Origin of the sequence: Solicola gregarius (assembly GCF_025790165.1) — a bacterium.
Lineage (GTDB): Bacteria > Actinomycetota > Actinomycetes > Propionibacteriales > Nocardioidaceae > Solicola > Solicola gregarius.
Window position 1 is genome coordinate 689,276 of record NZ_CP094970.1, and the last position, 13,554, is coordinate 702,829.

General features: G+C 69.2%; 19 protein-coding genes. 8 read left to right on the forward strand and 11 right to left on the reverse strand.

Annotation, left to right across the window (positions count from 1 at the left end; genetic code table 11):
- Positions 1-76 precede the first annotated feature (76 nt).
- Both L0C25_RS03450 and moeZ read right to left on the reverse strand, forming a co-directional pair.
- Positions 77-394: an MGMT family protein gene (locus L0C25_RS03450; protein ID WP_271634988.1), complete on the reverse strand. Its 318-nt coding sequence runs from the start codon at positions 392-394 to the stop codon at positions 77-79.
- Positions 395-401: 7 nt separating this feature from the next.
- Positions 402-1,574: an adenylyltransferase/sulfurtransferase MoeZ gene (moeZ, locus tag L0C25_RS03455; protein ID WP_271634989.1), complete on the reverse strand. Its 1,173-nt coding sequence runs from the start codon at positions 1,572-1,574 to the stop codon at positions 402-404.
- Between the two features lie 245 nt (positions 1,575-1,819).
- On the opposite strand from moeZ, the gene L0C25_RS03460 reads away from it, so the two are divergent.
- A complete protein-coding gene (locus tag L0C25_RS03460) occupies positions 1,820-2,455 on the forward strand; it encodes a TetR/AcrR family transcriptional regulator (RefSeq protein ID WP_271634990.1) in 636 nt (211 codons plus the stop codon).
- A gap of 49 nt (positions 2,456-2,504) precedes the next feature.
- Positions 2,505-2,726 (forward strand): DUF3107 domain-containing protein, encoded by a 222-nt coding sequence (locus L0C25_RS03465; protein WP_271634992.1) that lies wholly within the window; start codon positions 2,505-2,507, stop codon positions 2,724-2,726.
- Between the two features lie 109 nt (positions 2,727-2,835).
- On the opposite strand, the gene L0C25_RS03470 is transcribed toward L0C25_RS03465, so the two are convergent.
- Complete coding sequence (locus L0C25_RS03470; protein WP_271634994.1) at positions 2,836-3,558, reverse strand: ferritin-like fold-containing protein; 723 nt, start codon at positions 3,556-3,558, stop codon at positions 2,836-2,838.
- 94 nt (positions 3,559-3,652) lie between these two features.
- On the opposite strand from L0C25_RS03470, the gene L0C25_RS03475 reads away from it, so the two are divergent.
- Entirely contained in the window at positions 3,653-5,110 is a 1,458-nt protein-coding gene (locus L0C25_RS03475; RefSeq protein ID WP_408641665.1) for a DEAD/DEAH box helicase, read from the forward strand.
- A gap of 80 nt (positions 5,111-5,190) precedes the next feature.
- Positions 5,191-5,496, forward strand: a complete 306-nt coding sequence (locus tag L0C25_RS03480) for a hypothetical protein (RefSeq protein ID WP_271634995.1) — start codon at positions 5,191-5,193, stop codon at positions 5,494-5,496.
- A gap of 8 nt (positions 5,497-5,504) precedes the next feature.
- On the opposite strand, the gene L0C25_RS03485 is transcribed toward L0C25_RS03480, so the two are convergent.
- Both L0C25_RS03485 and L0C25_RS03490 read right to left on the reverse strand, forming a co-directional pair.
- Positions 5,505-6,203 (reverse strand): L,D-transpeptidase, encoded by a 699-nt coding sequence (locus tag L0C25_RS03485; RefSeq protein WP_271634996.1) that lies wholly within the window; start codon positions 6,201-6,203, stop codon positions 5,505-5,507.
- Between the two features lie 223 nt (positions 6,204-6,426).
- On the reverse strand, positions 6,427-7,197 hold the full coding sequence (locus tag L0C25_RS03490; protein ID WP_271634997.1) for a ParA family protein: 771 nt from the start codon (positions 7,195-7,197) through the stop codon (positions 6,427-6,429).
- Positions 7,198-7,313: 116 nt separating this feature from the next.
- On the opposite strand from L0C25_RS03490, the gene L0C25_RS03495 reads away from it, so the two are divergent.
- From L0C25_RS03495 to L0C25_RS03510, 4 genes are all read left to right on the forward strand, one after another.
- Complete coding sequence (locus tag L0C25_RS03495) at positions 7,314-7,829, forward strand: hypothetical protein (protein WP_271634998.1); 516 nt, start codon at positions 7,314-7,316, stop codon at positions 7,827-7,829.
- A gap of 74 nt (positions 7,830-7,903) precedes the next feature.
- Positions 7,904-8,347 carry a hypothetical protein gene (locus L0C25_RS03500; RefSeq protein ID WP_271634999.1) on the forward strand — a complete coding sequence of 148 codons (444 nt, stop codon included), beginning with the start codon at positions 7,904-7,906 and terminating at the stop codon, positions 8,345-8,347.
- 38 nt (positions 8,348-8,385) lie between these two features.
- Positions 8,386-8,820 carry a hypothetical protein gene (locus L0C25_RS03505; RefSeq protein WP_271635000.1) on the forward strand — a complete coding sequence of 145 codons (435 nt, stop codon included), beginning with the start codon at positions 8,386-8,388 and terminating at the stop codon, positions 8,818-8,820.
- A complete protein-coding gene (locus L0C25_RS03510; RefSeq protein ID WP_271635001.1) occupies positions 8,810-9,307 on the forward strand; it encodes a hypothetical protein in 498 nt (165 codons plus the stop codon). The genes L0C25_RS03505 and L0C25_RS03510 overlap by 11 nt, the downstream gene beginning before the upstream one ends.
- Here the strand turns inward: L0C25_RS03510 and L0C25_RS03515 are convergent.
- From L0C25_RS03515 to L0C25_RS03540, 6 genes are all read right to left on the reverse strand, one after another.
- The gene (locus tag L0C25_RS03515; RefSeq protein ID WP_271635002.1) at positions 9,304-10,143 is read right to left on the reverse strand and encodes a PHP domain-containing protein; all 840 of its coding nucleotides are present in this window, start codon (positions 10,141-10,143) and stop codon (positions 9,304-9,306) included. The two genes, L0C25_RS03510 and L0C25_RS03515, sit on opposite strands and share 4 nt — an antisense overlap.
- Entirely contained in the window at positions 10,140-10,691 is a 552-nt protein-coding gene (locus L0C25_RS03520) for a DUF6758 family protein (protein WP_333908564.1), read from the reverse strand. The genes L0C25_RS03515 and L0C25_RS03520 overlap by 4 nt, the downstream gene beginning before the upstream one ends.
- Positions 10,692-10,708: 17 nt before the next feature.
- Positions 10,709-11,215, reverse strand: a complete 507-nt coding sequence (locus tag L0C25_RS03525; protein WP_271635004.1) for a MaoC family dehydratase — start codon at positions 11,213-11,215, stop codon at positions 10,709-10,711.
- Between the two features lie 162 nt (positions 11,216-11,377).
- Complete coding sequence (locus L0C25_RS03530; RefSeq protein WP_271635005.1) at positions 11,378-11,935, reverse strand: histidine phosphatase family protein; 558 nt, start codon at positions 11,933-11,935, stop codon at positions 11,378-11,380.
- Entirely contained in the window at positions 11,932-12,948 is a 1,017-nt protein-coding gene (locus tag L0C25_RS03535; protein ID WP_271635006.1) for a DUF2332 domain-containing protein, read from the reverse strand. Before L0C25_RS03535 ends, L0C25_RS03530 begins: the two co-directional genes overlap by 4 nt.
- Positions 12,949-13,034: 86 nt before the next feature.
- On the reverse strand, positions 13,035-13,526 hold the full coding sequence (locus L0C25_RS03540) for a general stress protein (RefSeq protein ID WP_271635007.1): 492 nt from the start codon (positions 13,524-13,526) through the stop codon (positions 13,035-13,037).
- Positions 13,527-13,554 lie beyond the last annotated feature (28 nt).

The following is a 13,554-nucleotide window of genomic DNA, read 5'->3' on the forward strand; positions in this document are numbered from 1 at the left end:
GGAGAGAATCCTGGCCCTATGAGGAGAGAGTTTCGGTGCACCGAAACTCTCTCCTCACAGGGCCAGGATTCTCTCCTCACCGTGGTTGGGGGGACCAGAGGGCGCGGCGCATGTCGACCCGCGGACGGGCGAGCAGGTCGCCGCGCAGGGGCGTCTCCTCCTCGAGGTACGCCTGGCGCGCCCGGTCACCATGGGAGTCCGGCAGCGTGCCGTCGGCGCGCACGACCCGCCACCACGGCACCCCGCCGCCATACAGCGCCATCACGGCGCCGACCTGGCGAGGGCCGCCGCTGCCGATCAGGTCCGCGATCGCGCCGTACGACATCACCCGGCCGGTCGGGATCTCCTCGACGATCGACAGCACCCGCTCGACGTACTCCTCGGCGGGCGGCATCGGGCCGTCAGTAGGACGGTTGGGACGGGTCGATCTGGTTGACCCAGGCGACCACACCGCCGCCGACGTGCACCGCGTCGTCGAACCCGGCGCCCTTGAGCACCACGAGGCACTCGGCCGACCGCGCACCCGACTTGCAGTGCAGCACCACCTGCTTGTCCTGCGGCAGCTGCTCCAGCGCGTTGCCGCTGAGGAACTCGCCCTTCGGGATCAGCACCGCACCGGGGATGCTGTTGATCTCGTACTCGTTCGGCTCGCGCACGTCGACCAGCATGAAGTCGCGCGTACCCTCGCCGCGCTCCTTGAGCATCGAGTCGAGCTGCGTCACCGAGATGGTCGACCCGGCCGCGGCCTCCGCCGCCTCGTCGCTGACCGCGCCGCAGAACGCCTCGTAGTCGATCAGCTCCGTGATGGGCTCGCCGTTGGGGTCCTTGCGGATGTTCAGGGTGTTGTACGACATCTCGAGCGCGTCGTACACCATCAGCCGGCCGATGAGCGGCTCTCCGATGCCCGTGATCAGCTTGATCGCTTCGGTCACCATCACCGACCCGATCGACGCGCAGAGTACGCCGAGCACGCCACCCTCCGCGCACGACGGCACCATACCGGGCGGCGGCGCCTCGGGGTAGAGATCGCGGTACTGCGGGCCGTGCTCGGCCCAGAACACGCTGACCTGGCCCTCGAAGCGGTAGATCGAACCCCACACGTACGGCTTGCCGGTCAGCACCGCGGCATCGTTGACGAGGTAGCGGGTGGCGAAGTTGTCGGTGCCGTCGAGGATGAGGTCGTACTGCGCGAAGATGTCGAGCGCGTTGTCGTTCTCGAGACGCTCCGAGTGCAGCACCACGTTCACGTACGGGTTGACCTCGAGGATCGACTCCTTCGCCGACTCGCCCTTGTGCTTGCCGATGTCGCTCTGGCCGTGGATCACCTGGCGCTGCAGGTTCGACTCGTCGACCTCGTCGAACTCGACGATGCCGAGCGTGCCGACGCCCGCGGCGGCGAGATAGAGCAGCGCCGGGCTGCCGAGGCCACCGGCCCCGATGACCAGGACCTTCGCGTTCTTCAGCCGCTTCTGGCCGGTCATACCGACGTCGGGGATGATCAGGTGCCGGCTGTAGCGGCGAACCTCGTCGATGGTGAGCTCCGGTGCGGGCTCAACGAGCGGCGGTAGTGCCACGATGACTCCTCTTGGCTTCTCTGGCGCCAGTTCTTGAAAGCGCTCCATCCGAACAACACCGATGCGGCTGCGGGTTGTTCCCCGGTCCCGTTCGTCGTCGGAACAACTCCATGGTGGCAGCCGCACGCGCAGCCCCTCGCCGCCGTCCAGATGCTGGCACGGCATGCGGCAGCCGTCGTACGCGCGAACCGCCCCGGTAGGATCGCACGCGGAGTGACGGGGAGAGCGCGCTGAGAGGATCGAACATGGCTGAGGCGTCCACCAGCGATCGGCCGCGTGGGGGCAGGCTGCCGCGCAGCGCACGCCGTACGCAGCTGCTCGGGGCGGCCCTCGACGTCTTCGTCGAGCGCGGCTACCACGCGGCGTCGATGGACGACATCGCCGACGAGGCAGGGGTTTCCAAGCCCGTGCTCTACCAGCACTTCCCGAGCAAGCTGGAGCTGTACCTCGCGCTGCTCGACAGCAGCGTCGACACGATCGTCGCCGGCGTCGACGACGCGCTGGCGGCGACCGAGGACAACAAGGCGCGCATGCAGGCGACCGTCGACGTGCTGTACAGCTACGTCTCGACGTCCGAGGCCGCGTTCCGGCTGGTGTTCGAGTCCGACCTGACCAGCGATCCGGGCGTACGCGCGCGGATCGACCGGATGACCTCCGAGACCGCCCGTGCGGTGGCGACCGTCATCCGCGGGGACACCGGCCTGTCGACGGTGGCCTCGGAGCTGCTCGCGGTCAGCCTGGTCGGGATGGCCCAGATCGGGGCCCGCTACTGGCTCGACAATGCACGTACGTTGAGTAAGGACGAAGCCGTCGATCTCGTCAGCCGGCTCGGCTGGCGCGGAATCAGCGGCATCCCGCTCACCGACGACGCGAGCTCCTGAGCCGCGTCAGCGGGTCAGCCATCAACCCACGCAGAGAGGTAGACACATTGTGGAGGTAAGGATCGGGGTCCAGCATGCCCCGCGCGAGATCACCATCGACGCGGCACAGAGTCGCGACGAGGTGCTCGCCGCCGTACGAGCGGCCACGAGCGGAGACGAGCTGCTCGAGCTGAGCGATGATCGCGGTCGCGTCGTCGCCATCCCGATCGCGCGCATCGCGTACATCGAGTTCGACGCCGAGGACGGCCGCCGGGTCGGCTTCGGCGAGTAACCACAAACGCTGAGACGTCACTCCCGCACCACTGAGTCGTCACCTTCGCACGGCCAGAGGTGACGACTCAGTGGTGCGGGAGTGACGTCTCAGCGCTCTTGGATGGGGGTCAGCTGGCGAGGCCGAGGCTGGCCATCCGCTTGGCGTGGTTCTCGGTGAGCCGGGCGAACATCCGGCCGATCCCGGCGAGGTCCATCCCCGGCCGGTCGGCGCCGCCGACGAGCACCGCGGTCAGCCCGTCGTGCTCCGCGGCGACCAGCTGCGCCTGGCTCAGCGCCTCGCCCATCAGCCGCCGCCCCCACAACGCGAGCCGGCCGCCGCTGCGCGGCTCGGCCTCGATCGCGGTACGTACCCGCTCGACGGCGAACTCCGACTGCCCCGAGTCGGCCAGCGCCGACATGATCAGCTCGCGGGTGTCCGGGTCGAGGTACGTCGCGATCTCGCGGTAGAAGTCGGCCGCCAGGCCGTCACCGACGTACGCCTTGACCAGGCTCTCCAACCAGTCCGACGGCGCGGTGTTGCGATGGAACCGCTCGAACGACTCCTCGAACGGCTCCATCGCCGCGTACGGGTCGGCGCCGAGCTCGACGAGCCGGTCGCGAAGCGAGACGTAGTGCCCGAACTCGACGGTCGCCATCGAGCTCAGCTCGGCCTTGTCGGCCATGGTCGGCGCCATCTTCGCATCCTCGGCGAGCCGCTCGAACGCCGTTATCTCACCGAGCGCCAGCACGCCCAGCAGCTCGACGACACCGGTGCGGTACGTCGGGTCGGAGAACGCCGAGATGGGCGACTTCGCGGGTTCGGCGGCGGGCTCTTGCGGGTCATCTGCCATGTGCGCAGCGTAGCCACTGTCCGCACCGATACACTGCAACGGACCCATCGTCAATGAAATCGAGAAAACCCTGACCACCTTCTCTGACCTAGGCGTGCTTCCCGAGATCGCCGACTCGCTGTCCGAGGTCGGTATCACGACTCCATTTCCGATCCAGGAGATGACGCTGTCGATCGCACTTCTCGGCACCGACCTGATCGGCCAGGCCCGTACCGGCACCGGGAAGACCCTCGCCTTCGGTATCCCAGTTGTCCAGCGCACCGTTGCGCCGCACGACCCCGACTACGACGAGCTCGTCGCCCCCGGGCGCGCGCAGGCACTCGTCATCGCGCCGACGCGCGAGCTCGCTATACAGGTCTCGGGCGACCTCTCGACCGCAAGCAAGAAGCGCGGCCTGCGCGTCCTGACGGTTTACGGCGGCGTGCCCTACGAGCCCCAGCTCGAGATGCTGCAGTCGGGTGTCGACATCGTCATCGGTACGCCCGGCCGGTTGCTCGACCTCGCGAACCGCAGGTCGCTCGACCTCAGCCACGTCAAGTCGCTCGTCCTCGACGAGGCCGACGAGATGCTCGACCTCGGCTTCCTGCCCGACGTCGAGAAACTGATCGCCAAGACGCCCGAGCTGCGCCAGACGATGCTGTTCTCGGCCACCATGCCGAGTGCGATCGTGTCGCTCGCGCGTACCCATATGCGCCACCCGGTCAACATCCGGGCCGAGTCGTCGGCCGACAGCCAGACGGTTCCGGCGACCGCGCAGTTCGTCTACCGCACGCACGATCTCGACAAGCCCGAGGTCGTCGCCCGGATCCTGCAGGCAGAGGACCGGTCCCGGGTGATCATCTTCACCCGTACGAAGCGGGCGGCCCAGCGTGTCGCCGACGACCTGACCGAGCGCGGCTTCCCGACCTCGCCCCTGCACGGCGACATGGCACAGGTCTCGCGCGAGAAGGCCCTCAAGCGCTTCCGGGAAGGCACCGTCGAGATCCTCGTCGCGACCGACGTCGCCGCCCGCGGCATCGACGTCGAGAGCGTCTCGCACGTGATCAACTACAGCTGTCCCGAGGACGAGAAGGTGTATCTCCACCGCATCGGCCGTACGGGCCGCGCCGGCGCGACGGGCATCGCCGTCACCCTGGTCGACTGGGCGGATCTCGCGCGCTGGAAGACGATCAACACTGCGCACGACCTGCCGTTCGACGATCCGGTCGAGACGTACTCGACGTCGGAGATGCTGTACCACGACATGGGCATCCCGCCCGGCGCGACCGGACGGCTGAAGCCACCGGCCGCTCCGTCGGAGCCCTCCGGAGGCAAGTCCGCCGCCCGGCCGCCGCGCAAGCGGAGCGGTCGCGAGCGCACGCGTACTCGGGGCGGCAAGCCGGTCGATGCATCCAGTGCCGACGGCGCCGCGTCGCCGAACGCGACCGGTGATCAGGACTCCGGCGATGCCGGTGCGCGGCCGCGCCGCAGACGGCGTCGGCGCAGGCCCAACGCCGACAGCTCTACGAACGCGAGCAGCTCGTCGAGCGGATCCACCGAGTCGACGAGCTGAGAGGTTAAGCGACATCTCTCCCCGGCGGGCCGCCGGTGCACTACTCTGTGGCCCGGCTCGCAGGCCGCCGGAGGAGGGACATGCTCGAACATTCGTACTGGGTGCCGTACCTGTGCGTCGCGATCGCCTGGGGCATCGTCGGGCTCGCGCTGCTCGCGCACCGCGCCGGGTCGGCTCACCCGCCCGAGACGTTTCCGGCGGCGGCCGTGGGGTTCGTGGGCGCAGGCGCGGTGAGTGCACTCCTCGCGGCCGTGGCGTACTCACGCGACCGTAGCGACGGATTCCTGGCGATCTTCGTGCTGGCGGGTCTGCTGACCCCCGTCATCGGCTGGGTCGCGACGCTGTTCGCGAACGAGGACGAGGACGAGGGCGCCGGCGAGGTCTGAGCCCGGCCTCAGGCCACGACGACGACCCTGGTGTCGATCGCCGCGAAGCGCCACATCCGTTTCGCATCGGGCCGGTGCTGGCGGATGCATCCCGCCGACCGTGGAGTGCCGAGCGCGGCGTACGACTGAACCCGCCTGCCCGAGTGGTCGACCGGGATGTCGTGGAAGCCGATGGTGGAGTTCTTGCCGTGTGCGAAGCGCACGAAGTACTGCATGGTGCTGTGTCGGTCGAACCCGACCGCCCAGCGTGAGCGGGAGAACACGCGATAACGACCGGGCTTCAGGTTGTCCGAGCGACTGCCGGAGACCGGGTACGTCGAGCGAGCCTGACCGTCGGGTCCGACGATCCATACCCGCTGCGCCGACATGTCGAAGACGACCCGGCGCCCGCTGCCCGAACGGGCGGGGATCTCGGCACGAGCGGGACGCCGGTCCGCGTCCGCCGCATCGAGCGCACGACGGACCCTGGTGTGCAGCGCGGCGAGGCCACGGAACAGCGGAGGCGACGCGGTGTCGTCGCGATCGTCGCGATCGTCTGCCTGCGCCCCCGACAGGGCCCCTTCACCGGGATCGATCGCCGCAACGCCGACCATGCAGGTCGTCAGCATGGCCGCCAGCAGCATCCCGGCACGCGCGCCGTGCACGATGGTCCGGCGCCAACCGCGCGGTACGCGACGGCGCGACGACGGACGGCGATGGCTGGCCATGCCCCCATGCTAGTGCCCTGCGTTTGAAATGGCTTTACGGAAGGCGTCGTTCAGGTGGATGCATCCGCAAGGACGAGGAGGACAGTCATAATCGGTCCTATTTCCGACGACGAGGACGCCGCGGGGCGCCGCCTGGGCGACGAAAGACGTCAAGGTATTTCGAACGCAGGGCACTAGTCCGGCAGCGGTCGTACCGGCCGATCGCGGGGCGACTGCGCGTCGCTCAGGGCGACGGCTGCGCGGCCCGATCGAGGCCGGCCGCGACCTCGCGGTACGCGGCCGCGCCCCGATGCGACGTGGAGGTGCCGAGGATCGAGCGCCCGAGCGCGGGCGCCTCGGCGAACCGGATCGTCTTCGGTATCGGCGGTCCGAGCACCGCGAGGTCGTACGTCTCGCTGATCGTGTCGAGCACTGCCTTCGCATGCTTGGTTCGACCGTCGTACAACGTCGGCAGCAGCCCGAGTACGCCGAGCCGCGGGTTGGTGAACTGGCGTACGTCGTGCACCGTATCGAGCAGCTGACCGACGCCTCGATGCGACAGCGTCTCGCACTGCAAAGGGATCAGTACCTCGTCGGCGGCCGAGAGCGCGCCGACCGTGAGGAGTCCGAGCGACGGCGGGCAGTCCAGCAGCACCCAGTCGTAGTCGGCAGCGAACCCGTCGAGTGCCCTGCGGACCGCGTGCTCGCGGCCGGTACGCGTGAGCAGCGCCGCTTCGGCGGCGGCGAGCTCGATGGTGGCGGGGAGCAGGTCGACGCCCTCGTCAGTGCACACGCAGACGTCGGACGGCTCCCGCTCGCGTACGAGAACCTGGTGGATCGAGACGTCGAGATCCTCGGGGTCGATGCCCAGCGAGAACGTCAGGCACGCCTGCGGGTCGAGGTCGACGAGCAGGACGCGCCTGCCGAGCTCGCGCAATGCCACTCCGAGCGACGCGACCGTCGTCGTCTTCGCGACGCCACCCTTCTGGTTCGCGACCGCCAGCGTCCGAGTCATCGCCCCATTGTGCCCGAGCCGCGTCGACGCCGCGGCCCTGTGTCAGCGATCTGACAGTGGATCGACAGCCGCACCGGCGACGATTCGGAATACGAGGCGAAGGGGTGCATACGACCATGAGCGAACAATCGACCGAGCAGCAACCACCAGGGCCGCCGGCGGGCCTTTCCGACAAGGGCTTCTTGATCTGCCAGTGGGTACTCGGCGGCGCATGCGCCATCGCCGTGATCATCGCGGTCGTGCTCTCGGTAGCCCAACCGTCGCTGACCTACAAGTCGATCCCGCCGGACTTCGAGGAAGAGGTCACGGTGAAGTGCTCCACCAGCGGAGCGGTGGTGGACCGTCCGCAGCTGGCCGACCCCGCCAGCATGCCGCTCAACTACGAGATCGCCGACGGCAACGATGTCTTCGATGCCTGGCAGGAGTACGAGGCCAAGCAGCAGGCCGCGAACAGCGACGTGTTCGCCGCATCACGGGGCATCAACTCCGACTGTGCCCGCGCCGACACGGCGCGCCTGCGCCACACCGTATGGGTACTGGCACTGGGCGTCACCCTGGCGATCGGCTTCGCCTGGCTCTCGATCGCGCGATCGCGGAACAATGAACCACCCGAGCTCGACGGGGATCAATAGGATGCGCGTGGCGATTCCGCCACCGCTGGCAAAGATCCGGAGCTGATGTGCCCGAACGTCCGAGCATCGCGTCCATGTCGACCATCGTGCGAAGCGGCCTCGCCGCGCTGAGTGGCGTCCTGGCGTGCATCGCCATCGCCCTGACGCTCAACGATCCGGAGCTCACCTACTCCTCGGACATCACCGAGGAGGCACGAGAAATCCAGGTCAGGTGCGTCGACGACGTGTCGGACGGCTCGTCCGAGCGTACGGGTGCCATCGCCGACGCGCCGCTCCTCGACGCCGGTGAGTTCGTACGTGGGCGCTATGAGGTGACCCGAGGCGAGGACTCGCTCGACCGTGTGACCGAGGACGCGAGCGAGCGGAAGGCCGATCCCGATCAGGTTTACCGCGGCATCAATGCCGACTGCGCGGCCGCCCGTTCGGATCGGACGAACGTGGCGGTACGGGTACTGGGCGGCGCGATCGTCGTCGCGCTCCTGGCACTCCTGACACCCGTTCTCCTACGCCGCGAATGACAACCGACCCGAGCGGAGCAAGGTCCACGATGCGAGTGATGTTCATAGTCGGGATGCGGCTGCTGGCCGCTCTCGCGGTGGTCGTGTTCGGCGTCCTCGCGATCAACCGGTCGTCGGCGGACGTGACGTTCACGTTCCCGGCCGCGGACACCGCGGGCCTGACCCACGATGTGGAGTTCAGGTGCGGCACGGCGCCGACGAGCTTCGAGGTGTCCGGCGGGGGTGTCCAGCTCGACGGCGACGAAGCGTACAACGACTGGGCACTCGCCATCGCCAAGGAAACCGCCCAGGCTCCCGATACCTCCGAGGTCGAGATCGCCGCCTGCGAGGCCGCCCGCGACGACCGCATCGTCACGCTGGTCTGGCTGGTCGCGGGCGCGCTCGCGGCCGGCATGGTCCTCCTCGCATTCGCCTTCGTCCCCACCCGTGGCGGCCGTCGCAGAGATCACCAGGAGCTGACCGATGGACGATGACGTGAGCCTGAACTGGCCGAGGCCGGCCGTCGCTCAGTGGCTCCTGGGCACTGCTTGCGCCGTTGCCTTCATCGTCGCGATCTGGCTCTCGGTGACCGGTGCGTCCCTGACGTACGACGACGTCTCCGACGACGGCGACACCGTCGAGGTCACCTGCAAGGGACCCGGCGAGGCCGCCGCGCACACCAGGCTCGCCGAGGAGGGCAGTGCACCGGTGCAGTTCGAGGTGAGCTCGGGCGAGGGCGCGCTCGATGCCGTCGAACGTGAGCTCGTCGAGGAAGCGATGGGCGAGGACTTCCCCGCGGCACGCGCCCTGACAATCACCCGCGGCATCAACAACGACTGCGCGGTCGCCAACAACGCACGGGTCCGCAACTCCGTCTGGGCGTTCGTCGCCGCCGGCGTACTCGGGGTCGCGCTGACGGCGATCACCCTGCTCGGGGTCATCGACCAGCGCCGCTCCAGGACGACGCGACCGCGTGACTAAGAGGTGGTGATCAGCGCGCGGAGCCGTTCGTACTCCCGCGGCGCGGTCGTGTTGCAGCCGAGGTCGAACCCGATCTTGCCGTTGCCGTGGTAGTCGCTGGAGCCGGTGACGATCAGGTCCAGGTCGCGGGCGATGCCTCGCAGCCGCTCGCGTACGGCAGCGGGGTGGTCGTTGTGGTCGACCTCGATGCCGCGCAGGCCGACATCGCGGAGCCCGGCGATCGCGTCGCGGTCGAGCGCCCGGCCCGCGCCGCGTCCCCACGGATGTGCGATGACCGTGACACCGCCCGCATCGACGACCAGCCCGATCATCGTGACGAGGTCCGCGACGTACCGACGGACGTACGCGGGACGGCCGGCCTTGAGGAATCGGTCGAACGCCTCGTCGCGATTGGCGACATACCCGCGCGCAACCATCGCATCCGCGACATGGGGCCGTCCGGTCGCGACGGCGTTTCCGGCCACCGCTTCGACGTCGGCGACGGTGATCTCGAAGCCAGCTGCATTGAGGCACTCGATCGTGCGCGGCAGGCGCCGGTTGCGTCCGTCGAGCACCCGCGCCAGCTCGTCGAGCAACCGCACGTGCGTGGGGTCGGGCTCGTACGCGAGCAGGTGCACGCTCGAGCCCTCGTACTCGCACGAGATCTCGAGCCCGCGGACGAGCGTGACGTCGACGTCATCGGCCGCGGCTGCGGCCTCCGCCCACCCGGCCGTCGAGTCGTGGTCGGTGAGTGCGACGACGTCGAGGCCGGCCGCGTTCGCCTTACCCACCAGCTCGGCGGGGCTGTCGGTGCCATCGGATCGCGACGAGTGCGTGTGCAGATCGATCCCGCTCACCACGGTCGCCTCGACGTCAGGCCCGTGACGGGGATCAGATCGAGCTCACCCACGAGGTCCGACAGTGCGGTGAGCCGGAAGTCGTCGCTGACGATCAGCGAGGTCGTGTCGGGGAACATCACGAGCCACAGCCACCGGCCGGCGGCCTCGCCGAGGAGTACGTCGCGGTCGGACGCGCTCTCGACCCGCCACATCGGGGCGCGCCGGTCGTCGACGGTGATGTGGACGTCGGCGACCTGGCGTTCCGGGGCGAGCCCGCCGCCCGCGTACGTCGCGCCGACCGCAGACGGACCGAACGAGCCACCCGGCTCCTCGCTGATGACGAAGATGTCCGCGAGCCCGTCGATCAGGGCGGGCCCGCTGCAGGCGACGACGCTCGCGCCGTCGATCCCGTGACCGATTCCGCTCACGGCCCAGCCCGACGGCATCGGCCACGGGGTCCAGGCCGGCAGATCGGACTCCGTCGCGTACGCGAGCAGGCGGTGCACCGACGGCTCGAGAAGTTCCGACATGAACGGAACGTTGCCCCGCCGCGCGTGCGGCGTCAACTCGACGCGCGTACGGATCAGCCCTCGCTCGGTACGGGTCGGCCGGGCTGCTCGCCGCCACGGGCATCGAGATAGTTCTGCTTCGGCACCATGACCTTGCGGCGGAACGTGCAGACGACCGTGCCGTCCTGGTTGTAGCCCAACGTCTCGACGTAGACGACGCCGCGGTCGTCCTTGCTCTTGCTCTCCCACTTGTCGAGGACCTGCGTCTCGCCGTAGATGGTGTCGCCGTGGAACGTCGGCGCCACGTGCTTCAGGGACTCCACCTCGAGGTTCGCGATCGCCTTGCCCGAGATGTCGGGGACGCTCATGCCGAGCAGCAGCGAGTAGATGTAGTTGCCAACGACGACGTTCTTGCCGAACTGCGTGGTCTCACCGGCGTAGTGCGAGTCCAGGTGCAGCGGGTGGTGGTTCATGGTGATCAGGCAGAACAGGTGGTCGTCGTACTCGGTGACCGTCTTGCCGGGCCAGTGCTTGTACGTCGCCCCGACCTCGAACTCCTCGTAGCTGCGACCGAACTGCATGCTCTGCTCCTCTGTGCCGATGGACAGCACACATCATGACCTACCGACGCGTACGGACGCTGTGACCGCCCCCACCTCGCCCCCTGGGCATGACGTTCGGGCGGCGACACGCCGCGCGGGCCCGCTCAAACGTCATGCCCAGCGGGCCGGGGGCGCGCGGCGTCACGCGTTCCAGCGGACCACGACCGGAGTGCCGCGGTCGTCGCCGAGTACCGAGACCGTCGCGGTGTCGAGTCGAAGATGGCGGCCAGTCGCAACCGGCTCGCCGAGCCAGCGCGCGGCGAGCGCGCGCAGTGCGTGCGCGTGCGCGAACACCAGCGCGCGGCCCGGGTACGCCCGCAGCCGGTCCACGACCCGGTCGAGCCGCTCGGCGACGTGCGCCGCGCTCTCGCCGCCGGGTACGGGGTGCGTCCAGACCGTCCAGCCCGGAACCTGCTCGCGGATCTTCGCCGTCGTCACGCCTTCGTACTCGCCGTAGTCCCACTCGACCAGGTCGGGGTCGACGGTGGCCTCGGGATATCCGGCCAGCTCGGCAGTACGCCGCGCACGCAGTCGCGGACTCGTCAGGACGGCGTCGAAGTCGCGGTCGTGCAGACGCCCGCCTACGTCGCGGGCTTGCCGTTCGCCGGTCGCCGTGAGCGGCAGATCGGTACGCGAGGTGTGCCGGCCGCTTGCCGACCACTCGGTCTCGCCATGCCGGACGAGCCACACGGAGGTCATGTCGCCTCCCAGGTCGTGGGAATCCCATGTGGCCGGGCCGATCCGATGACGGTCCGTTCACCCCATGGCCACGTCGTGAGCACGACCAGGAACTCATGTGCGGCATCGGATGCGCGCCGGCTGGGTTCCATCGAAAGGTGGGCGAACGGCATCTCGGCCGTACCCCGCTCGCCGAGCGCGGCGATCCGATCCTCGATGGCGGCGCGGTCTGCTGCCGGCAGGTACTGCCACATGACCGAGTGCCACAAGACGGTGGCCGTCTCGGGTACGAGCTCCAGCGCCCGCACCGCCGAGACGGCGTCGAGCGGGCGGACCTCGGCGGGGACCGCGCGCGCAACGGCGAGTGCACCGCGTACACGGGAAACGCGCTCCGCCATATCTGGCCACACGTACGACTCGATCGTCACCCGGCCGTCGGTCGTCGCGGGGTCGACCGGCGCAATGTCGGCGCCGTACCGCTGGACGATCTGCAAGGGCGCGTCGAGGGGTGGGAGCGGCCCGCTCCAGGCGTCGTCGAGCTGCACCGGGCTGGACTCCGGCCCCCATGCCGCCGTGCCCGGATCGGAGACCGTCGGGTCGAACCGCCGGAAGGTGTAGCGGAAGTGATCGGCGCGCAGGTTCAGGCCGGCGGATGCGCCGATCTCACACAAGCGGATCGGCAGCATGAAGCGGTCGGCGACGCGCAGCAGGCCGCCGAGCAGCGCCGCCGACCGGCCCACCTCGTTGGTCTGCGGCGCCTGGTCGAGCGTGGCGGCGAGCTGAGCGCGGTGGTCGGCGAGAGCCGCGCGTACGTGCGGCCAGACACCGGCAAGGTCCCAACGGCCGCCGACCGTCGGGTAGTACGCCGCGAGGTCCGGTGTCCGCTCGGTCAGGACGAGTCGGTGCAGACCGCCCAGCAGCCGCAACGCGAGGGCGTTCGGGCCGGGGTCGTCCTCGTGCCCGGCGATCACCTGCGCCGTGACACCGCCAGCGTCGAGGTCGTCGGCCAGCCGGTCCAGGAGCTCCGCGTACATCCGGGATCCGAGGTTCGCGCATGCCGTCGCCTGCCAGCGGAAGTGCCCGGCGGCATCGGGCCCGTGCGCCGGAGACCCCGCCGCCGCTACCACTCGACCTGGCGGCCGGGCATCTGCTGCAGCAGCTCCTGTGCCTTCGCGAGATGCTTGTGCTCGACCAGCACCTCGTACTTCGTCGCGACGACCTGGGTCACCGACGTGAAGTCACGTCGCCCCCCGGTCATCGCGTAACCGACGATGCCGAAGACCGCGCCGAACACGATGCCGATGAGTGCGGCACTCAACACGACGCCGATCCAGCTGCCGTCCTCTGCGAACAGCCCGACCATCAGGCCGATGAACAGACCGAACCAGGCACCCGATGCGGCGCCGGCCGCGGCGGCGCGCCCGTACGTCAGCCGCCCCGTGACCCGCTCGACCTGTTTTAGGTCGGTTCCGACGATCATGCAGTTCTCGACGGGGAACTCCTGGTCGGACAGGTAGTCGACCGCCTTCTGCGCGTCGGCGTACTCGTCGTACGTGCCCAGCGACCACGGGTAGTCCAACTGGATCGACGGACGTTGCGGATTGGGAGCCATCGGCCCTCCAGCGATAGGAGCGTATGCC

Excerpts from the sequence above, each read along its gene's own strand:
- L0C25_RS03535 (WP_271635006.1), bottom strand. The coding sequence starts at position 12,948 with ATGTACGCGGAGCTCCTGGACCGGCTGGCCGACGACCTCGACGCTGGC.
- L0C25_RS03495 (WP_271634998.1), top strand. The coding sequence starts at position 7,314 with ATGAGCGAACAATCGACCGAGCAGCAACCACCAGGGCCGCCGGCGGGC.
- L0C25_RS03510 (WP_271635001.1), top strand. The coding sequence starts at position 8,810 with ATGGACGATGACGTGAGCCTGAACTGGCCGAGGCCGGCCGTCGCTCAG.
- L0C25_RS03450 (WP_271634988.1), bottom strand. The coding sequence starts at position 394 with ATGCCGCCCGCCGAGGAGTACGTCGAGCGGGTGCTGTCGATCGTCGAG.
- L0C25_RS03525 (WP_271635004.1), bottom strand. The coding sequence starts at position 11,215 with ATGCAGTTCGGTCGCAGCTACGAGGAGTTCGAGGTCGGGGCGACGTAC.
- L0C25_RS03530 (WP_271635005.1), bottom strand. The coding sequence starts at position 11,935 with ATGACCTCCGTGTGGCTCGTCCGGCATGGCGAGACCGAGTGGTCGGCA.
- L0C25_RS03540 (WP_271635007.1), bottom strand. The coding sequence starts at position 13,526 with ATGGCTCCCAATCCGCAACGTCCGTCGATCCAGTTGGACTACCCGTGG.
- L0C25_RS03460 (WP_271634990.1), top strand. The coding sequence starts at position 1,820 with ATGGCTGAGGCGTCCACCAGCGATCGGCCGCGTGGGGGCAGGCTGCCG.
- L0C25_RS03505 (WP_271635000.1), top strand. The coding sequence starts at position 8,386 with ATGTTCATAGTCGGGATGCGGCTGCTGGCCGCTCTCGCGGTGGTCGTG.
- L0C25_RS03480 (WP_271634995.1), top strand. The coding sequence starts at position 5,191 with ATGCTCGAACATTCGTACTGGGTGCCGTACCTGTGCGTCGCGATCGCC.
- L0C25_RS03490 (WP_271634997.1), bottom strand. The coding sequence starts at position 7,197 with ATGACTCGGACGCTGGCGGTCGCGAACCAGAAGGGTGGCGTCGCGAAG.
- L0C25_RS03470 (WP_271634994.1), bottom strand. The coding sequence starts at position 3,558 with ATGGCAGATGACCCGCAAGAGCCCGCCGCCGAACCCGCGAAGTCGCCC.
- L0C25_RS03500 (WP_271634999.1), top strand. The coding sequence starts at position 7,904 with ATGTCGACCATCGTGCGAAGCGGCCTCGCCGCGCTGAGTGGCGTCCTG.
- L0C25_RS03485 (WP_271634996.1), bottom strand. The coding sequence starts at position 6,203 with ATGGCCAGCCATCGCCGTCCGTCGTCGCGCCGTCGCGTACCGCGCGGT.